We start from the raw sequence: 19,938 nt of genomic DNA, 5'->3' as shown, positions 1-19,938 counted from the left end.
CGTATCGATAGCTTTGGAGATGGACCCCTGCCTTCGCAGGGGAGCCGGAACAGGACAGATTTATGACCAACCACCCTCTCACCGACACCGCGATGGCGCGGGGCACCGCGTTTCTCGGAAGCGAAACCGCGATCATGTGCGGCGCGATGAGCTGGGTGTCGGAGCGCAACCTCGTTTCCGCCATTTCCAATGCAGGCGGCTTCGGCGTGATTGCCTGCGGGGCGATGACGCCTGCGCTGCTCGATGCCGAGATTGCCGCGACCAAAAGGCTCGCGACCAAGCCGTTCGGGGTCAACCTGATCACCATGCACCCGCAGCTGATGGAGCTGATCGCGGTGTGCGCCGCGCATCAGGTCACCCACATCGTGCTGGCAGGCGGCCTGCCGCCCAGAGGCAGCATCGAGGCGATCAAGGATGCACGTGCCAAGGTGGTGTGCTTTGCCCCGGCATTGGCGCTGGCCAGGAAGTTCATCAAGTCGGGCGTCGATGCGCTCGTCATCGAAGGCATGGAAGCAGGCGGACATATCGGCCCGGTCTCGACCAGCGTGCTGGCGCAGGAAATCCTGCCCGAGGTCGCTGGCGACATCCCGGTGTTCGTCGCTGGCGGCATCGGCCGCGGCAGCGCGATCGCAGGCTATCTCGAGATGGGCGCTGCCGGCGTCCAGCTGGGCACGCGCTTTGTCTGCGCGCACGAATCGATCGCGCATCCGGCGTTCAAGAAGGCCTTCCTGCGCGGCAATGCACGCGATGCGATCGCATCCGTCCAGGTCGATCCGCGCCTGCCGGTGATCCCGGTGCGCGCGCTCAAGAACAAGGGCACCGAAGAGTTCACCGCCAAGCAGCGCGAAGTGGCAGCGCTGCTCGATGCAGGCGGCATCGACATGGCCGAGGCGCAGTTGCAGATCGAGCATTACTGGGCAGGCGCACTGCGCCGTGCGGTGATCGACGGCGATGTCGAAAACGGCTCGGTGATGGCCGGCCAGTCAGTGGGTATGGTCACGCGCGAGGAAAGTGTCGCCGAGATCATTGCCACCTTGATGCAGGAAACAGAAACGGCGCTTGCCCGCTGAGGGGTCAAGCGCCGTACGATGCCATCTGCGCCCGGAGGCGCGGCTGACGTCAGTTTCCTTCGGGTGGGACCGTCGGCTCTGAAAGCGATTCTTCGGGATTGGGCGTGGGGTTTTCCGGCGCCGTCGCGGCACCGGTCATCCAGATGATGCTGAGCGCGATGATCGCAAGCGCGGTCGAAATCACCAGCACATAACGGACGATGCCGCGCTTTTGGCCAGCGCTGGCCTCTTCGGTGTTCATTTCGACTTCTTCGCCATGTTTGATCATCGCCAACTCCCTCTTGATTGCAGACCATAGCTACGGAATCGGACGCGAAAGGTTCCGTTCGTCGCTAAACCTGCGGGCTCGTGGTGGTGAGCAGAAACCAGATCGCGATGGCGCCAAGGCCGATCGCCAGACCCTGCCGGGTACGCTCCATCCGGCCCGGCTGGCTGAGCAGGGGATGCATCCGTGCTGCCAGCAGCACGATGGCAAGGTGGACCGTGGTGGCGACAGCCACGCTGATCGCGGTCAACCCCAGGCCATGGCCAAGTGTCGGCCCGCTCTCGGGCAGGAAGCGCGGAACGATCGCGACATAGAACAACGCCGCCTTTGGGTTGAGGATGTTGGTGATCACCCCGCGGCTGAAATAACGCGCGTTCGTGCGGATGAGCGAACCGGTACCCGCAGGCGAGGTTTCCTTGTCGCCGCGCCAGGTCTCCCAAGCCAGATACAGCAGATACAGTCCGCCCGCCCAGCGCAGCGCGGCCCAGATCGCCGGGCTGGCTGCAACCAAAGCGGCGAGGCCCACCGCCGCCGCGACCCCGATCAACGTCAGCCCCAGCGCCACCCCCGCCACGGCCGCGAGCCCGGCCCGGCGCCCTGCGCCCAGCGTCAATGCCGCCAGATAGGCCATGTTCGCCCCTGGGGTCAGTTCGATGACGAGAACGGTCATGACATAGCTTGCCAACATCGCCGCATAGCCTAGGCTGCTGGCAGCAGGGCGCAATGCGCTGGATCAACGGAATGGGTGGCGGCAATGTTGAAGCGACAGGAAGAGCATGCGTTTGCCAAGCCGGTGGCGCTCGTCGTCGCGTGCTGGACCGATGAGGCTTTTCTGACCGGCATGATGCAGGCACAGGGTTCACGCGATGTCAGTGTGGCCGTCGAGCGCCCCGAGCCTGGGCAGATTCATGTCGCGATCACCCGGCAGGTGCCGGTCAAGGCGCCCGCTTTGATCCGGTCGGTGATCGGATCTTGGCTCGATCTGACCCAGCACGACATCTGGCAGCAGCACGCCGATGGCAGCTGGACCGCCGTCCGCAATGCCAAGCCCAAGGGGCTAGCCGCCGAGGGCGGGGCGAACATCACGCTGACCCCGCTATCGGACGATGCCACGCAATGCGCGGCGCAAATCAGCGTCTCCAGCCGCGCGCCGATGGTGGCCGATATGGTCGAGAAGCTTATGCTCGAGGACAGCACCAAGCTGTTGATCGAGGAGTTTGCCTGGATCGATACGCACGGATGACCGAGAGTCCAGATTGGAGCGGAATCGGCTCTTTCCTGTAGCCAACGCAGTAGCGCTTCCAAAGCCCTCCCCCTCGATGGGGGAGGGTTGGGTGGGGGTGATCTCTCCGGATTGTATGAAGGTTGGGACGTTGCGATGTTGCGTCCAGCCGCACCATCACCCTCACCGCTGCGACTAGGTGGCAAAGCCACCAAGTCTCGCTGCCTCTCCCATCAAGGGAGAGGCCAATAGGGCTGCCTCTCCGATGGTTGTTCTGATTACCCCGGCTCCCAGCCTGGCTCGGCCATGACAAAGCCGCTGAACTCGAACCCCGGCGAGACCATGCAACTGACCAGCGCCCAACCATTGCTTGCGCGCGCGGCCTGCCAGTGGTGCGGGGGGATGACCAGTTGCGGGGAGTGTCCGGCGGCGAAATCGGTGCCTAGCGTGTGCCAGGTCACCGGACCGGCATCCCCCGGAGCGGTCCCTACCTCGAGCGCGGAGCCTGCATGCCAGCACCAGATTTCGGTCGCATCGACGGTGTGCCAGTGCGATTGCTGGCCGGCTTCGAGCAGAAAGAAAATCAGCGTCTCGCTTGCCCGGCCGTTGGCGCCTGGGGCTCCGCGCCAGGTTTCGCGGTACCAGCCGCCCTCGGGGTGAGGGCTGAGCCCCAACCGGTCGATCAGCGCTGCGGGAGTCTCGCTCATCCGGCCAGCTCAGTATCGCGCTGCGCTGCCAGCTGGCCGCCCATTGCAGCCAGAGTATCGAACAGCTTTTGCGGATCGCTGAACCGCAGCCTGGCGAGCATTTCCTCCATCCCCTCAGCCACCAGAATTTCGCGCTCGCCCGCTGCCACTCCAGCGAGGATGCGGGCAGCACAGTCTTGCGGGTCCATGCCGTTGGCGATGGCGCTGTCGGTCTTGCCGTGCGCGCTGCCATCGGCGGCCAGGGCATTGGCGGAGACCTGGGTGCGGATAGAGCCGGGCAGGACGGTGTGCACTTTCAGCCCGTAATGCGCTTCGGTCTCGGCGCGCAGTGCATCGAGATAGCCGATCAGGCCGTGCTTGGCGGCGCAATAGGCAGTGCGCAGCGGCACGCCCGCGCGGCCGGCGACCGACGAGATGCCGACGATCAGCCCTGTCTTGCGCCCGGCCATGTGCGGCAGCAGCAGTTGCGTCAGCCAGATCGGCGCGAGCAGATCGACCGCGATGACCCTGTCATAGACCTCGAGCGCGCTGTCGATGGCGAGCGCGCGCTGGCTGATCCCGGCGTTGTTGACGAGGCCGTCGACATGGCCCTGCCAGGCGATGGCCTGATCGACGATTTGCGGCAGCGCGTCCTTGTCGGTGGTCTCGAACGGCAGGACCATGCTGGGCGTCGGCAATCGGTCGGCAACCGCCTGTAACGCATCGGTGCGGCGACCCGAAAGGATCAGCGACGCGCCCTGCGCGGCCAACGCCTCGGCCAGCGCCTCGCCGATGCCCGATGATGCCCCGGTGATCCAGATGACCTTGCCTGCGTATTCCATATGTTTGCCTCTCCCGTTATGGTTGGTGGCCATCAAAGGCGGCGATGTGCCGCAGCGCAACTGGAAAATCCTCTCGTGTAAGGGCAAAGCGGGAATGTGGCACGCTGCAAGTCCTCCCCTGCAAGGGGAGGGGGACCACGCAGTGGTGGAGGGGTGTCACGCTCTCGCCGATGTGGACACCCCTCCGTCATGGCTGCGCCATGCCACCTCCCCTTACAGGGGAGGATTTTTGGAGCCGCAGATCATTCGGTGCTCGCGACGGGAGGCTCGATGCACGCCCCTTGCCATCAGCGTATTGCGGCAGTAAGACGCCCACCCGCTCCAGCTATAGTGCAGGACCCTACGGTTTCATGACTTCCGCCTATAAAACTGCCCGCCCGGTGATCTCCTCGACCGGACTTTTCACCCCCGCCGACAGCATCAGCAACGACGAGCTGGTCGAGAGCTTCAACGCTTATGTTGCGCAGCATAACGCGCAGCATGCTGCGGCGATCGCGGCGGGCGAGATGGCAGCATTGCAGCCTTCGTCGGTCGAATTCATCGAAAAGGCGAGCGGGATCAAGGCGCGCAAGGTGCTGTCCAAGGCATCGATCCTCGATACCGACGTGATGTGCCCGCGCTTCGACGAGCGACCCGACGAACAGATTTCTGTGCTGGCCGAAATCGGCGTGGCCGCCGCGCGCGACGCACTGGCCCGCGCCGGGCGGGACGCAAAGGACGTCGATGCGGTGCTGGTCGCCTGCTCGAACCTGCAGCGAGCCTATCCCGCGATCGCGATCGAGGTGCAGGAAGCGCTCGGCATCGAGGGTTTCGGCTTCGACATGAATGTCGCGTGCTCGTCGGCGACCTTCGGCATCCAGACCGCTGCAGACTTCATCCGCGCAGGCAACGCCCGCTCGGTGCTGGTGGTCAGCCCCGAGATCTGTTCGGGCCATCTCAACTGGCGTGATCGTGATAGCCATTTCATCTTCGGCGATGTCGCCACCGCAGTGCTGGTGGAGGCTGCCGAGGTCGCTCCGGCGGAGCACTGGGATATCCTCGGCACCCAGCTCAAGACGCGGTTTTCGAACAACATCCGCAACAATTTCGGGTTCCTCAACCGCACCGCGCCCGAGAGCCGCGACGATGCCGACAAGTTGTTCGTCCAGGAAGGTCGCAAGGTGTTCAAGGAGGTCGTGCCGATGGTCGGTGAACTGATCACCGATCACGTCGCGCGGCTGGGGCTGGCGCCTGCAGACCTGCGCCGCCTGTGGCTGCATCAGGCCAATGCGGGGATGAACCGGCTGATCGCCCAGCGGGTGCTCGGCCACGAGGCGAGCGAGGACGAAAGCCCGACCGTGCTCGATACCTACGCCAACACATCGTCGGCCGGATCGATCATCGCGTTTCATTTGCACAATGAGGACCTGAAGCCTGGCGACACCGGGCTGATCTGTTCGTTCGGCGCGGGCTATTCGGCAGGATCGGTGGTGGTGCGCAAGGTGGGGTGATCCCCTTTCGCAGGCGAACGACCTTCTACGCAATATCGATCATTTCCCCGTCACCCCCGCGCACGCGGGGGTGACGCTTGTGTGCTGATGTCTCGCCAAAGTGGGATTCCCGCGTTCGCGGGAATGACGGGTAAAGTGTCTCAACCTTCCTTAGGCAGCTTCACCTTGGGCTTGGTTGCGAACGGCTTGATGCCGAATTCGGGATAGACCTCGCTGGGGTAATAGAACACGCCGTCCTTGGCGACCATGCGGATCGCCTTGATGGCTTTCAGGTCCCTGGTCGGGTCACCCTGGATCAGGAAAAAGTCGGCGTACTTGCCCTTGGCGATGCTGCCCAACGATTGCTCCTGGTTCAGATACTCGGCCATGTCGTAGGTCGCGCGGCGCAGGATTTGCGCAGGCGTCATCCCCGCCTTCTGGTAAAGTTCCAGCTCGCGGTGATAGGCGAAGCTGCCGCCCATATCGGTACCGGGGATCAGGAAGATGCCGGCATCGTGCATCTTCTTGATGGTAGCCGCCACCTTGTCGAACGCACCGCGATACGCCTTGTCGTCGGCAGGGTTCTCGATGTTCGACCACGCCTGCTTGGCACTGCGCTGCACGCCGATCGGCATGTTGGCGACATAATCGACCATGCCCGGATTGATCGTGCCGTTGCGCGCGAGCAGCAGCGATTCGTGGATCGCGAAGGTCGGGTCGATCGTCACCTTCTTTTCGACCATCGCGTTGATCGTGCGATTGACCTTCTCGCTTTCCAGATCGAGCGTCGGCAGGCGCTTGAGCGCGGTCAGGCGCAGCAGTGTGCGGGTGTCCTCGCCGGGTTCGAGCACCCAGCCCAGCATCACCTGGTTGATGTGGGTCATCTCGTCATAGCCTGCCGCGATCATCGCATCGGCGTTGGTGAAGGCGGGGACATGGCCCATCACGTGCAGCCCCAGCGCCTTGGCTTCCTTGACCAAAGCCGGAATCCACTCGGGGTTCATGCTGTTGTAGATCTTGATCGCCTGGAAATCGCGCGCGGCATAGAAGCGCGCCGCGTCGATCGCCTCGCGTTCGCTGGTGACCAGCCTGCCGTTGTTCGAGCTGAACGGGCTCTTGCCCTCGATGAAGCCCGACTTGGTGATCCGCGGTCCTGCCAGCACGCCGGTGTCGATCCGCTCGATCAATCCGTCGAGCACGTCGATCTCGTTGCCCATGTCGCGCACCGAGGTGATCCCGGCGAGGATGTTGAGCATCGCGTCTTCCTGGCCGATATGCCCGTGCATCTCGTAAAGCCCGGGGACCAGGGTGCCGCCGTTGCCGTCGATGGTGACCTCGCCCTCGCTCGCGGGGCTGTTCACTGGCAGCACGGCAGAAATGTGCCGTCCGTTGACGACGACGCTTTTGGGCTCGGTCAGCTTCATGGTGACCGGGTCGAACAGGCGGACGTTGGTGATCCGTACCGGCGCCTTGTAGCTGTTGGCCGCCTTGGCCTGCATCTTGACGAAGCGCTCGGTCGAATATTTCACCGCCAGATCGCGCAAGCGCAGGTCTTCGCCCTCGAAGCCCTTGCGCACGAACACGGCGCGTGGGCTGATGGCCGCGAACAGCGCGCCGGTGTCGTCGAGCAGGAAATAGCCCGGGTCGAGATCGTTGCCCGAGAGCGCGTAGGCTGTGACGGTCATGGCGCCACCGGTGCCCGAGACCTGCACCTTTTCGAGCTCGGCGAGCGTGAGCGCGCCGCCGGGCAGCGCGGGGATCGAGCGGTCGTCATCGGCGAGCAGGGCGCGCGCATACAGGCCAGCGGCCCAGGGGCTGCCTTCCTGCGCGACATAGATTGCAGGGCCCTTGGGCTTGGCGGTGCCGCTGCCGGTCGAATCGGTCCAGCGCGCGGTGCCGCGCTGCATCGTGAAGCTCTCGTTGATGGCGTTGCCGAAGGTCGAGTTGCCGGTGATCTTCCAGGCGACGGGCATGCCCTTGGCGTCGAGCTTGAGCTCTTCCTTCATCGTCGGGCCGCGGCCGTTGTTCTTGTAGTCGTAGTCGATCTTCACCGTGTCGCCGCTGCGCACGACATCAAGATGGCCCACATTGGTGCCTCCAATGATGACGGTGAAATTTTCCGTGTTGTCAGTGCCTTGCGCGTGCGCGCCGAAAAGCGGCGCGATGGCGAGCGCCAGCGCGATGGAACCGAATTTGAACTTGCTGGATTTGAATGTGCGAGCCGACATAGGCCTGTCCTTCCCCGTTTTATTTGGGAAGACAGTGGGCTAGGCGGGAGACGTTGGCAAGCGGGCCAAACCTAAAATCCTCCCCCAGCTTGCTGGGGGAGGGGGACCGTTCGCGAAGCGAATGGTGGAGGGTGGTTACGCCGCGATTGCGCGTTTGCCCCTCCGTCAGCCCTTGCGGGCTGCCACCTCCCCCAGACAAGCTGGGGGAGGATTTATCTTCAGTGGCTTCAACCCGCCGGGTTGCCTGCCGCCACGCTCAGCTCGGCCATCAGCGCGTTGCGATCTTCCGCAGCCACCGCAAGCACGTGTTCGCGCACTTCGTCAGCACGGCGGGCGATGGCGCTGTTCACCTGCTCGTTGCCCTGGGCGCAACGGCCCTTGGTAGATCCTTCGATCAGCTTGGTGGGCACCAACGTGCGCACGATATGGCTGCCTTGCCCGGCAGGTGCCTGCAGGTGCCGCTCGACCGCGATTTCGGCCTGCCACAGGCAGCGCGCGGTGCTCGGACGGTTGGGGGTCATGTTGCCCACCTGCCGATAGCTGACCTGGGTCTTGGGCTGGTAGACTGCGGTAACCTGGCGCTCGCCATGGGGAACCTCGACCTGATGGCGGAAGTCCTGGTCGGTGTTGGCGAGTGCAGGTGCTGCGAGGCTTGCGACTGACAGTGCCGCAACGATTGCGGTCATTTTGGTTTTCATTATTGGTCCTTTCCAATGGATGTGCATCGGTCGGGATACGCGGTATTCAAAGAATTCGAATGGTACCGGGCCGTAAGCCCGGGATGATTGCGCACCCCGTAGCGTCCGACATCACGCAGCTGCAAACGCAGCGATGCGCCAGAGGGGCCCGGTCCGCTCCCTAAGACATGGTGAGGCGCACCGGAGTTTCAACAGCAAAATTGGTAAGTGCAACATATTGCGCAGCATTTTTTTGCTGCTGATACGCGACGGAGGCCAAGATCAGCCGGTAAGGCGTTGTGCGAAGGCAAGAAGTTCCGCGCGCAGGCTGGGATTGGCGTTGGCCACCTTGGCCGAAATCGCCTGATAGGCCTCGGCCCCATCCGAAGCATGCGGATCGCGATAGCCCATCGACCATTCGCCGAACTCGCGCGCGGCGATCTGCTTGCGCGCGAGCAGCACCGGAGCCCGGTGCCTGCCGTCTGCGGCAATCCGTTGGTAGGTGGTGCTGACTGCGTCGGGCGGCCCTTCGAGCACTTGCAGGAAGCGCTTGCCGTTGAACAAGAGCAATCCGGTGATCTGGGCATTGCGGTTGTTGCGCCGTGACAGGTCGAGGATCTCGGCAAGGTTGACCTGCCAGGCGGGGGAGACGGTGCTGATATACAGCAACTGGTCGAAGTGCGGGGAGCAAGACATGCGCCCACCCTCGGTGATTCGGGTTAACTCACTGTAAACCCTGCGATGAACCGATCAGAACACGCCGATCAAAACACGCCGGTCAGAACACCGGGTCGTTGGCACCGTTTCCATCGTCGCTTCCCGGCAGCGGGGTAACGTCGCTGTGGATACCGCATTCGGTCTTGTCCCAGCCCTTCCAGCGGCCCGAGCGCGGGTCCTCGCCGGGCGCGACCCTGCTGGTGCACGGCGCGCAGCCGATCGAGGGATAGCCTTGCGCTTCGAGCGGATGGCGCGGCAGGTCGTGCTCGGCGAAATACGCGTCGAGCATCGGCTTGGTCCAGCTTGCCAGCGGGTTGATCTTGAACCGGCCCTGTGCATCCGAGGTGTCGATCTCGAAGCGCGGCAGACCCTGGCGGGTGGCCGACTGGAAGCCCTTGCGCCCGGTGATCGAGCCATCATAGCCGAGCAGTGCCTTGGCCAGCGGCCGCACCTTGCGAATTTCGCAGCAGCCATCGGGGTCGTACGACCAGCGCAGCCCGTTGGCGTCCTGCGCGGCGAGTTCGCCCGCATCGGGCGACAGCATGACCAGGTTGGTCAGCCCCAGCCGCGCGACCAGCGTATCGCGATACGCGACGGTCTCGGGGAAGTGCTTTTGCGTATCCAGAAACAGCACCGGCAGCGTCGGATCGATGCTGGCGATCATGTGCAACAGCACCGCGCTCTCCGCACCGAACGACGAGACGATGGCAAGATCGCCGACCAGGCCGTCCTTGATCACGGCGCGCATCATGTCGGCGGTGTCGGTGCCGCGGAACATGTTGTTGAGCCGGATCGCATCGCTCTCGGTAAAGCGCGGCTTCAGATCGATCTGGTCGCGCACGCGCTGACCTGTCGATGCCTGGATGTTGCTCTGCTTCATGATGTCACCTGATGGCGCTGGGCCCAGATCGCCGCGACGCCGTCGCTGGTCTTCTGGTAGAATTCGGGAAAGAAGCCCATCGCAGCCTTCACATCGTCTTCGTTGAGCGGCGTGTTGGGCGCAAAGCTGTCGAACCCGCAGCGGCGCAGGAAGACGAACTGGTCGACCAGGACGTCGCCGGTCGCGCGCAGTTCGCCCGTATAGCCCGCCTCGCGCAGGATCTGCGCCGACGAAAAGCCACGGCCATCGCCGAACGCCGGGAAGGCGATCTCGACGAGCTTGATCTGGCCCAGATGCGGCAACAGCGCGCGCGCATCCTCGCCAGGCTCGATCCGCGCGGCGGCGGCGTTCGATCCGGCGGTGAACTCGCTCAAGGCGACGGGGGTGTCGGTGACGGCGGGTTCGTCGCGATAGATGATCTGCGGCGCGGTCATGTTACGATCTCCTGATGCGGCCAACCATTCCGTCTGTCCCGAGCGTGTCGAGGGACGTATGCGCCAACGGTATCATCACGTCCCTCGACTTCGCTCGGGACAGGCGGAGGGGAGGAAGGCTCAGCCATAAAGCGCTTCCTTGAACGGTTCCATGCCGATGCGGCGATAGGTATCGACGAAACGCTCGCCATTTTGGCGGGCATTGAGATACACATTGGTCACGGTCTCGACCGCGTTGACCACGCCGTCCTCGTCAAAGCCGGGGCCGACGATCTTGGCGATCGAGACGTCTTCGGCCGCCGATCCGCCGAGCAGCAGCTGGAAGTTCTCCACGCCCTTCTTGTCGACACCCAGAATGCCGATGTGCCCGGCATGGTGGTGGCCGCAGGCGTTGATGCAGCCCGAGATCTTGAGCTTGAGTTCGCCCAGATCGCGCTGGCGTCCGGTATCGGCAAAGCGCTGCGAGATCTTTTGCGCCACCGGGATCGAGCGGGCATTGGCCAGGCTGCAATAATCGAGGCCCGGGCAGGCGATCATGTCGCTGATCAGGTCGAGATTGGCGGTGGCCAACCCCGCGGCATCGAGCTGCTGCCAGATGGCGTAGAGGTCAGCCTTGCGGACATGCGCCAGCACGATGTTCTGCGTGTGGGTGACGCGCAATTCGTCGAAAGCATAGCGTTCGGCGAGGTCGGCCATCAGATCGATCTGCTCGGCGGTGGCATCGCCGGGGATGCCGCCTGCGGGCTTGAGGCTGATGGTGACCGAGGCATAGCCCGGCACCTTGTGCGGGTGCGTGTTCTGGTCGATCCAGACCGCGAAGTCGGGATCGGAGCGGTCGATCTCGTCGCTCAGCCCCTGCTCGAACGCGGGGTCGGTAAAGAACGCACTGATCCGCTCGAGCTCGGCCACCGGGGGGTTGAGGCCCAGCGTCTTCATGTGCGCGAACTCTTCCTCGACCTGGCGGCGGTATTCGTCCGCACCGATCTCGTGAACGAGGATCTTGATCCGCGCCTTGTACTTGTTGTCGCGGCGGCCATAGCGGTTGTAGACGCGCAGGCAGGCTTCGGCATAGCTGATCAGCTCTTCGGCGGGGACGAACTCGCGGATGCACGGCGCAATCATCGGAGTGCGGCCCATGCCGCCGCCGACGAAAAACTTGGCACCCAGCACGCCTTCGGAATTCTTGACCAGCTCGATGCCGATATCGTGCAGCCGCATCGCGGCGCGATCGGTGGCAGAGGCGATCACCGCGATCTTGAACTTGCGCGGCAGCAGCTGGAATTCGGGATGGAAGGTCGACCACTGGCGCAGCAGCTCGGCCCAGGGGCGCGGATCGGCGATCTCGTCGGCGGCGGCACCGGCGAAATGGTCAGAGCTGATGTTGCGGATGCAGTTGCCGCTGGTCTGGATGGCGTGCATTTCCACGGTCGCCAAATCGGCGAGGATGTCGGGGGTCTGGTCCAGCTTGATCCAGTTGTACTGGATGTTCTGCCGGGTGGTGAAATGGCCATAGCCCTTGTCATAGGTGCGCGCGATATGCGCAAGCATATGCATCTGCTTGCTCGACAAGGTGCCATAAGGGATCGCGACGCGCAGCATGTATGCGTGCAGCTGCAGATACAGGCCGTTCTTCAGCCGCAGATGTTTGAACTGGTCCTCCGAAAGACTGCCATCGAGACGGCGACGCACCTGATCGCGGAACTCCGCGACGCGGGCATCGACCATCGCCTGATCGTATTTGTCGTACTGGTACATAAGCTCAGGCCTTCAGGATCGGGATAGTGGTGTTGATGGCGAGATCGGGGCGCACGGTGGGGCCGAACGCGCGGACGCGCTCCTTGATGTGCAGCGGCATCGGACCCTGATCGGTCTGCCTGCCATCGACGATATAGGGCACGTTGACCCGCAGCGCGGCTTCCTCGCGCGCCAGGATCGCATCGGCGTCGGCGCCGGCATCCTTGGCATCGGCGAGGTGGCGCGACCATTGCGTCTCGCCCGCCCACCAGATGACGTCTCCGGTCTTCAGATCGTTGCCGGTGAGGATTTTCATGTAATCGGCTCCAGAGCGTGCGCGAAGAGGGTGGGCAGGCAATCGGTGGCGCGGGCGCGGGTGACGACATCGCCGATCACGATCAGCGCCGGAGACACCACGGCTTCGCGGGCGATCATCGGGCCCAGGTCGGTGAGCAATGTGCGCAGCGTGCGCATGTCTTCGCGCGTGCCCTTTTCGAGCACCGCGACCGGGGTGTCGGGCGACAACCCGTCGGCAATCAGCTTCTCGGCGATCGCATCGCCGGTGGCGACGCCCATATAGATGACGAGCGTGCGGCCCTTGCCGGCGAGGCCTGACCAGTCCTGCTCGGTCAGGCCCTTGCACTGGCCCGCAACGAATGTGACCGCGCTCGACAGATCGCGGTGGGTGAGGGGAAGTTGCGCGGCGGCAGCGCTGCCGTTGGCGGCGCTGATGCCGGGGACGACCTCGACGGCGACGCCAGCGGCGCGGCAATCATCGACCTCTTCGCCGCCACGCCCGAAGATGAACGGATCGCCGCCCTTGAGCCGGACGACATCGTGTCCGGCGCGGGCTTCGGCGATCAGCAATGCGTTGATATCGTCCTGCGGCAGCGTGTGGCGCGCGCGCTTCTTGGCGACGCTGATCAGCCGTGCATCAGGGCGGGCGAGCGCGAGAATGGCATCATCGACCAGCCCGTCATGCACGATCAGCGCGGCGCGCGAGATGATCCGCGCGGCCTTCACGGTCAGCAGGTCGGGGTCGCCGGGACCGGCGCCGACCAGCCAGACTGTACCGGGCTTTGAATGTGCTGGCAGATGCGTCATGTCGGTTGGTCCTTTCCGACGCTGCATCTGGTCGCTGCGCCCCCGACATGCAAAGCAGAACCTTTTGGGAGTGGCTAAGTTTTGCTTGGGGGCAAGGCTGCGTAACGTCCCTCGACTTCGCTCGGGACAGGCGGAGGGGGGAAATATGTCATTCCCAAGGACTGCCCTCCCGTGTTCCCGAGCGAAGTCGAGGGACGCACGCGCACCCGCCAAAGTCTCAATTCAGTCCTGCTTCAGCCCGATGCCGATGGTCGCGCGGGGCTGTTCCATCTCGTTGGAGACCACCGGATAGGCGCAATAGTCCGCCGCATAATACGCACTCGCCCGGTGGTTGCCCGACAGGCCGACGCCGCCGAACGGGGCCTTGGACGAAGCGCCGTTGGTCGGCCGGTTCCAGTTGACGATGCCCGCCTTGATGTTGGCCCAGAACTGCTTGTAATGCTGCGGACTGCCGCCGACCAGGGCTGCGGACAGCCCGAAGCGGGTGTTGTTCGCCTCGTTGATCGCCTCTTCGAACGTGCTGACTTTCACGACCTGCAGCAGCGGGCCGAACAGTTCGATATCGGGGCGGTCCTTGATGTTGGTCACATCGATGATCGCGGGCGAGAGCAAGGGCACCTTGTCGTCGAGCCGCACCAGATGCTTGATCACGCGGCCGCCATTGCTGAGGAAATAGAGGAAGCTTTCGGTCAGGCCATCTGCGGCCTGGTTGTCGATCACCGGACCCATGAACGGCTGGGGGTCGTCGAACGGCCTGCCGACGATGACCCGGTCGGCGAGCTTCTTGGTTTCGGCGATCACCGCATCGTAGATCGTGTCGCGGACGATCAGGCGGCTGGCGGCCGAGCAGCGCTGGCCTGCAGACGTAAAGGCCGATTGGATGATCAGCGTCGCGGCATCGGCGATGCACGGGGTATCCCAGATCACCATCGGATTGTTGCCGCCCATTTCCAGCGCGACGATCTTGTTCGGCTGGTTGGCGAGACTGCGGTTGATCCCGATCCCGGTGGTGGCAGAGCCGGTGAACAGCACGCCATCGACATTCTCGTGTGCGACCAGCGCCTTGCCTTCGTCCGCTGCGCCGATCAGCAGCCGCACCACGCCCTCGGGGATACCCGCCTGGTGCAGGCACTCGACCAGCATCGCGCCGACGGCCGGCGTCTTTTCGGATGGCTTGAACACCACCGCATTGCCCGCGATCAGCGCCGGGATGATATGCCCGTTGGGCAGGTGCGCGGGGAAGTTGTAGGGCCCCAGCACCGCCATCACGCCGTGCGGCTTGTGGCGCAGCGCCATCGTGCCGCCCAGGGCGCTGTCCAGCTTGCGCTGCGCGGTACGCTCGGCATAAGCGGTGACCGAGATGTCGACCTTGGCGACCACCGATTCCACCTCGGTGCGCGCTTCCCACAAAGGCTTGCCGGTCTCGCGCGCAATCAGCTCGGCAAATTCTTCCGAGCGGGCGCGGACCTGGTTGGCAAAACGGCGGCACAGTTCGATTCGCTTGGTGACCGCCATCGCGACCCATTCCGGAAATGCGGCGCAGGCCTTGGCCACTTCTGTATCGACATCGCCATGCGGTCCGGCCCACAAACGGGCACCGGTAGCGGGTTCAAATGAAACAAGTTCAGGCAAAGTCACGCTTTCTGGTGATCTTGAAGCGGCGGGTATGGCCATCCGGCATCCGGATAGCAAGCTTTGGCAAAGACTGAAACTATTGAACGCGGACGTGACAAATTAGAGGCGATTTGCGGGGGCTTGATCATCTCGTATCCTCTGCTACCGTCCGCATCGGCTGGTTAACACCACTCGGCGAACAGGGTCGCATGAGTATGGTAGAAGCCGGGGGCAACACCCGCCTTGTCAGTGAACAAGGAGCGGACCCATGAAAACTTTCCCCAACAACGCAAAAGCGTTGCGAGCTACGCTTTTTCTGGCGTCGAGTGCCGCAGCGATCGCGATATCGTCACCTGCGGCCGCCGATGGCACCGCGCCGTGCAATTCGAATGTGGGACCAGACGGCGTCGCCGGAACGCCCGATGACGGAACCGAGTGCGGCGTAAATGCTATCGCCAGTGGCGCCAACGCGACCGCCGTCGGCACGAATGCCATTGCATCCGGCGTTGAATCGAACGCCATTGGCGCCAGCGCGACGGCGTCTGGCCTTCAGTCCACCGCTATCGGCGTGCAGGCCAATGCATCGGCGGGGAATGCCATCGCGATTGGCCGGTCGAGCCTTGCTTCGGGGAGTTTTGCTATCGCCCTGGGTGGGCAGGCGTCGGCAAGCGGCCTGCAATCGGTTGCGATCGGTGCCCTCGCAGTATCGCCCACCACCAACTCGATAGCGATCGGAACGCAATCCACGACAGCGACCGTTGGCATGACGCCCTCAGGCGCGGCATCGGAAGGCACCGCCGTCGCCATCGGGTTCCAGGCCAGAGCGACCCAGGAAGATGCCGTGGCGCTGGGTGACAAGGCCAATGCCAGCGGCTTCCACGCCACCGCGATTGGCGGAGAGTCGGTTGCTTCAGGCGTCGGCAGCCAGGCTTTTGGCTGGCAGGCCAATGCATCGGGCCGCACTGCCGTTGCCGTCGGCCATCAGGTTACGGCAGCAGGCTTTGAAGCCACTTCGGTGGGCAAGAGCACCAACGCGGGCGGCGCCAACGCGACCGCTGTGGGAAGCCGCGCCAATGCGGCAGGCATCAGCTCTGTGGCCATCGGCAACAACGCTGTCACCGCAGACGGCACAACGCCAACAGGTGTTGCCTCAACCGGCACGGCAGTCGCCATCGGCAATGGCGCGCAGGCCACCAACGAGGATGCCGTTGCACTCGGCGACCTCGCCAACGCATCGGGCTTTCACGCCACCGCAATCGGCGGTGAGTCGATTGCCTCGGGTGTCGGCAGCCAGGCGTTCGGCTGGCAGGCGAACGCCTCGGGCCGCACCGCTGTCGCCGTGGGGCATCAGGCCAACGCCGCCGGGTTCGAAGCCACGTCGGTCGGCAAGAGCGCGCAAGCGGGCGGGGCGAACTCGGCCTCCTTGGGCAGCCGCGCCAACGCCTCGGGCGTCAACGCGCTCGCAGCCGGCAATGCAGCCACCGCTGCCGGGATCAACTCGGTCGCGATCGGCAATGGCGCGGTGACCGCGGATGGCACCACGCCTTCGGGCGCCGCCTCGACCGGTACCGCCGTCGCCATCGGCAACGGTGCGCAGGCCACCAACGAGGACGCGGTTGCGCTGGGTGACCTTGCCAACGCGTCGGGCTTCCATGCTACCGCGATCGGCGGTGAGTCGATTGCCTCGGGTGTCGGCAGCCAGGCGTTCGGCTGGCAGGCCAATGCCTCGGGCCGCACCGCACTGGCTGCAGGCCATCAGGCCAACGCCGCCGGGTTCGAGGCGACCTCGGTCGGCAAGAGCACCCAGGCGGGCGGCGCGAACGCCACCGCCGTCGGCAGCCGCGCCAATGCGGCGGGGATCAACTCGGTGGCCATCGGCAACAACGCGGTGACGGCGGACGGCACCACGCCTTCGGGCGCAGCGTCGCTGGGCACTGCGGTCGCGATCGGCAACGGTGCGCGCGCAACCGCAGAAGACGCCGTGGCGCTGGGTGACCTCGCCAATGCCTCGGGCTTCCACGCCACCGCGATCGGCGGTGAATCGGTGGCATCGGGCGTCGGCAGCCAGGCCTTTGGCTGGCAGGCCAGAGCTTCGGGCCGCACGGCGGTGGCCGTGGGCCATCAGGCCGATGCATCGGGACTTGAAGCGACCTCGATCGGCAAGAGCGCGCTGGCAGGCGGTGCCAACTCGGCCTCGCTGGGCAGCCGCGCCAATGCGGCGGCCGACTTCAGCACCGCCATCGGCAACGCGGCGCAGGCGACCGGGCTCAATTCGGTTGCGCTGGGCTCGGGATCGATTGCCGACCGCGCCGGCACGGTATCGGTCGGTACGGTCGGTGGCGAACGGCAGATCACCAATGTCGCAGCAGGCACCGCGCTGACCGATGCGGTCAATGTCGGCCAGCTCAATGCGATTTCGGCGGCCACGGCGGCCAACGCCAGTCGGCTCAATTATTTCGCGATCAACAGCACCCAGGCGGGCGCAACCGCCACCGGCGCGTCGTCGATCGCGATCGGTGACAATGCCGCAGCAGAGGGCGTCGATGCGCTGGCGATCGGCGGTGACGATGCCGGAACCGGTGCGCGCGCGATCGGCAACTCGACCGTCGCGATCGGCGGCGAGGCCGATGCGATCGGCCCGGGCGCAACCTCGATCGGCTGGCGCGCCAACGCCAATGCCGAGCGTGCGCACGCGCTGGGTCATCTGGCGAATGCGACTGGCGTCCGTTCGCTGGCCGTGGGCGAAGCCGCCAATGCGACGGCGCTGACCGCGGTCGCCATCGGCAATCTGGCCAGCGCGACCGATGAGGATGCGGTCGCCGTGGGTGATCTGGCGCTGGCCTCCGGCTTCCATTCGACCGCGGTCGGCGGCGAGTCGGTCGCTTCGGGCCGCGGCGCGCAAAGCTTCGGCTGGCAGGCGGTGGCCTCGGGCGAACTGTCGCTGGCATCGGGCCATCAGGCGCAGGCGACCGGCGTACGCTCGACCGCAGTCGGCAAGAGCGCGGTTGCCTCGGCGACCAACTCGGTCGCGATCGGCAACCAGGCCTCCACCGACAGCGCCAACGCAGCTTCGCTCGGCACGTCGGTGGCGGTCGGCAACCTGGCGGTCGCTTCGGATGAAGATGCGGTGGCGATCGGCGATCAGGCGCTGGCCTCGGGCTTCCACGCCACGGCGGTCGGCGGCGAGTCGGTCGCTTCGGGCCGGGGGTCGCAGACCTTCGGCTGGCAGGCACGCGCCACCGGCGAGCTTTCGCTCGCGGTCGGGCATCAGGCGGTGGCAGGCGGGGTGCGCTCGTTGGCTTTGGGCAAGAGCGCCTCGGCCAGCGGCGATTTCTCAATCGCCATCGGCAACACCGCATCTGCCGGGTTCCTGAACTCGATCGCGATCGGCAATGGCGCATCGAGCACGGCGGCCAACCAGATCGTGCTGGGCACCGCCAACCACAGCTATCGCTTTGCAGGCCTGGGCGGCAACGTGCCGGCGGGCGCGCAATTCTTCCTGACGGTGGATTCGGCGGGCAACATCATGGCGGTGGCGGTTGCACCGGCAACGGCCTTTGCCGGGACCGGAACCGGCAGCACCCAGGTGGGCAATGGCGCTGCGGCGTCGGCGCCTGACACCACCGCGGTGGGCAGCGGCGCGGTGGCGAGCGCCGCCGATGCGACAGCGGTGGGCGAAGGTGCGCGGGCGACAAGTGCAGGCGCAACCGCCGTGGGCGCAGGCGCGATCGCTTCGGGCTCGACCGCCGTTGGCGCGGATGCGCAGGCGACCGGCGCAGGCTCGGCAGCCTATGGCTCCAATTCGCGCGCGACCGGCGCGCAGTCGATCGCCATCGGTGAGGATGGCAGCGATGCCGACGCGCTGGGTGCCGTGGCATCCGGCGTGGGTTCGATCGCGATCGGCAACGATGCGCGCTCGACCGGTGTCGAATCGGTGGCGATGGGCCTCAGCGCGGTCGCCACGGCTCAGTCGGCCACCGCAGTGGGTGGCCGGGCGCTGGCGACCGCAACCGCAGCCACAGCGTTCGGATGGCGGGCGGAGGCAGTGGCGGAACGGGCCACGGCTTTGGGCCACCTCGCCAATGCCTCGGGCGTGCGCTCGACGGCAGTGGGTGAGGCGGCCAGTTCGTCGGGCGACCTCAGCGTCGCGGTCGGCAACCTCTCGGTGGCCAGCGGCACCAACGCGATCGCCATCGGCAACACAGCCGTGGCGAGCGGCGGCGACGCCATCGCCATTGGCGGCAACCGCGACGGCACGTCGGGCCGGGCGACCCAGGCCACCGGGGCATCGACAACTGCGGTGGGCGGACAGGCATTGGCAACCGCGACGGCGGCGACCGCTTATGGCTGGCGCGCGGAAGCCACCGGAGAGCGGGCGACCGCGCTGGGTCACCTCGCGGTGGCATCGGGCGTGCGTTCGGTTTCGGTGGGCGAGGCGGCCGTGGCATCGGGCGCAGGCGCGATCGCCATCGGCAACCAGACTTCGGCGGCGTTCACCAATTCGGTGGCGATCGGCAACGGTGCGACCGCCAACCGCGCCAACCAGATCAAGCTGGGCGGCAGCGGTAGTTCGGTGACCATCGGCGATCTGGCGGCCAGCACGGCGGCACAGAGCGGCACCACCTCGATCGTCACCACCGATGCCAGCGGCACGCTGGGTGCGGGCCCGGCGGTCAACACCTTCGCCACCAATGGCCAGGTCAATGCGCTGACCGGGCAGGTCAACACCCTGTTCGATCTGACCGAGATCAACCGCCGGGCGATCAGCCGCGCGAACGAGGGCGTGGCGATGGCGCTGGCGATGGAATCGCCCGCACTTCCGGCAGGCACGACCTTTGCCCTGTCGGGCGGCGTAGGCTATTATGAGGACCAGGCATCGCTGACCACCGCGATCACCGCCCGCGTCGCCGAAAACGCCTCTGTTTCGGCCGGCATCGGTGTCGGGGTCAACAGCGGCTCGGTGGGCGCGCGCGGCGGTTTCCAGATCGCCTGGTAA

General features: G+C 65.4%; 17 protein-coding genes. 4 read left to right on the top strand and 13 right to left on the bottom strand.

Annotated features, from left to right (window positions below; genetic code table 11):
* The first annotated feature begins 62 nt into the window (after nt 1-62).
* The gene (locus ACK4R0_RS08325; protein WP_409672989.1) at nt 63-1,070 is read left to right on the top strand and encodes an NAD(P)H-dependent flavin oxidoreductase; all 1,008 of its coding nucleotides are present in this window, start codon (nt 63-65) and stop codon (nt 1,068-1,070) included.
* Between the two features lie 49 nt (nt 1,071-1,119).
* Here ACK4R0_RS08325 and ACK4R0_RS08320 read toward each other — a convergent pair whose 3' ends face one another.
* Nucleotides 1,120-1,338, bottom strand: a complete 219-nt coding sequence (locus ACK4R0_RS08320) for a hypothetical protein (RefSeq protein WP_409672986.1) — start codon at nt 1,336-1,338, stop codon at nt 1,120-1,122.
* A 64-nt stretch (nt 1,339-1,402) separates the two neighbouring features.
* Complete coding sequence (locus ACK4R0_RS08315) at nt 1,403-2,005, bottom strand: LysE family translocator (RefSeq protein ID WP_409672983.1); 603 nt, start codon at nt 2,003-2,005, stop codon at nt 1,403-1,405.
* Nucleotides 2,006-2,089: 84 nt separating this feature from the next.
* Between ACK4R0_RS08315 and ACK4R0_RS08310 the strand changes: the two genes are divergently transcribed.
* Nucleotides 2,090-2,578, top strand: coding sequence for a DUF2505 domain-containing protein (locus ACK4R0_RS08310; protein ID WP_409672980.1), 489 nt, complete (start codon nt 2,090-2,092; stop codon nt 2,576-2,578).
* A gap of 257 nt (nt 2,579-2,835) precedes the next feature.
* Here ACK4R0_RS08310 and ACK4R0_RS08305 read toward each other — a convergent pair whose 3' ends face one another.
* Nucleotides 2,836-3,264: a cupin domain-containing protein gene (locus ACK4R0_RS08305; RefSeq protein WP_409672977.1), complete on the bottom strand. Its 429-nt coding sequence runs from the start codon at nt 3,262-3,264 to the stop codon at nt 2,836-2,838.
* A complete protein-coding gene (locus tag ACK4R0_RS08300) occupies nt 3,261-4,085 on the bottom strand; it encodes an SDR family NAD(P)-dependent oxidoreductase (RefSeq protein ID WP_409672974.1) in 825 nt (274 codons plus the stop codon). The genes ACK4R0_RS08305 and ACK4R0_RS08300 overlap by 4 nt, the downstream gene beginning before the upstream one ends.
* Nucleotides 4,086-4,435: 350 nt before the next feature.
* Between ACK4R0_RS08300 and ACK4R0_RS08295 the strand changes: the two genes are divergently transcribed.
* Entirely contained in the window at nt 4,436-5,575 is a 1,140-nt protein-coding gene (locus ACK4R0_RS08295; protein ID WP_409672971.1) for a beta-ketoacyl-ACP synthase III, read from the top strand.
* 140 nt (nt 5,576-5,715) lie between these two features.
* On the opposite strand, the gene ACK4R0_RS08290 is transcribed toward ACK4R0_RS08295, so the two are convergent.
* From ACK4R0_RS08290 to astD, 9 genes are all read right to left on the bottom strand, one after another.
* On the bottom strand, nt 5,716-7,782 hold the full coding sequence (locus ACK4R0_RS08290) for an amidohydrolase family protein (protein ID WP_409672968.1): 2,067 nt from the start codon (nt 7,780-7,782) through the stop codon (nt 5,716-5,718).
* Nucleotides 7,783-8,009: 227 nt separating this feature from the next.
* Nucleotides 8,010-8,468, bottom strand: a complete 459-nt coding sequence (locus ACK4R0_RS08285) for a hypothetical protein (RefSeq protein ID WP_409672965.1) — start codon at nt 8,466-8,468, stop codon at nt 8,010-8,012.
* Between the two features lie 273 nt (nt 8,469-8,741).
* Nucleotides 8,742-9,155, bottom strand: a complete 414-nt coding sequence (locus ACK4R0_RS08280; RefSeq protein ID WP_409672962.1) for a BLUF domain-containing protein — start codon at nt 9,153-9,155, stop codon at nt 8,742-8,744.
* A gap of 82 nt (nt 9,156-9,237) precedes the next feature.
* Nucleotides 9,238-10,056 (bottom strand): phosphoadenylyl-sulfate reductase, encoded by an 819-nt coding sequence (locus ACK4R0_RS08275; RefSeq protein ID WP_409672959.1) that lies wholly within the window; start codon nt 10,054-10,056, stop codon nt 9,238-9,240.
* A complete protein-coding gene (locus ACK4R0_RS08270; RefSeq protein WP_409672956.1) occupies nt 10,053-10,490 on the bottom strand; it encodes a DUF934 domain-containing protein in 438 nt (145 codons plus the stop codon). Before ACK4R0_RS08270 ends, ACK4R0_RS08275 begins: the two co-directional genes overlap by 4 nt.
* Nucleotides 10,491-10,610: 120 nt before the next feature.
* On the bottom strand, nt 10,611-12,245 hold the full coding sequence (locus tag ACK4R0_RS08265; protein WP_409672953.1) for a nitrite/sulfite reductase: 1,635 nt from the start codon (nt 12,243-12,245) through the stop codon (nt 10,611-10,613).
* 4 nt (nt 12,246-12,249) lie between these two features.
* Nucleotides 12,250-12,540 carry a DUF2849 domain-containing protein gene (locus ACK4R0_RS08260; RefSeq protein WP_409672950.1) on the bottom strand — a complete coding sequence of 97 codons (291 nt, stop codon included), beginning with the start codon at nt 12,538-12,540 and terminating at the stop codon, nt 12,250-12,252.
* Complete coding sequence (cobA, locus tag ACK4R0_RS08255; protein WP_409672947.1) at nt 12,537-13,328, bottom strand: uroporphyrinogen-III C-methyltransferase; 792 nt, start codon at nt 13,326-13,328, stop codon at nt 12,537-12,539. The genes ACK4R0_RS08260 and cobA overlap by 4 nt, the downstream gene beginning before the upstream one ends.
* A 222-nt stretch (nt 13,329-13,550) precedes the next feature.
* The gene (gene astD, locus ACK4R0_RS08250; protein WP_409672945.1) at nt 13,551-15,002 is read right to left on the bottom strand and encodes a succinylglutamate-semialdehyde dehydrogenase; all 1,452 of its coding nucleotides are present in this window, start codon (nt 15,000-15,002) and stop codon (nt 13,551-13,553) included.
* A 208-nt stretch (nt 15,003-15,210) separates the two neighbouring features.
* Between astD and ACK4R0_RS08245 the strand changes: the two genes are divergently transcribed.
* Nucleotides 15,211-19,938 (top strand): beta strand repeat-containing protein, encoded by a 4,728-nt coding sequence (locus ACK4R0_RS08245; RefSeq protein WP_409672943.1) that lies wholly within the window; start codon nt 15,211-15,213, stop codon nt 19,936-19,938.

It is taken from the genome of Blastomonas sp. (assembly GCF_046294995.1).
GTDB lineage: Bacteria > Pseudomonadota > Alphaproteobacteria > Sphingomonadales > Sphingomonadaceae > Blastomonas.
Note: the sequence above shows the minus strand (reverse complement) of the source record. Positions and strands in the feature narration are given on the sequence as shown.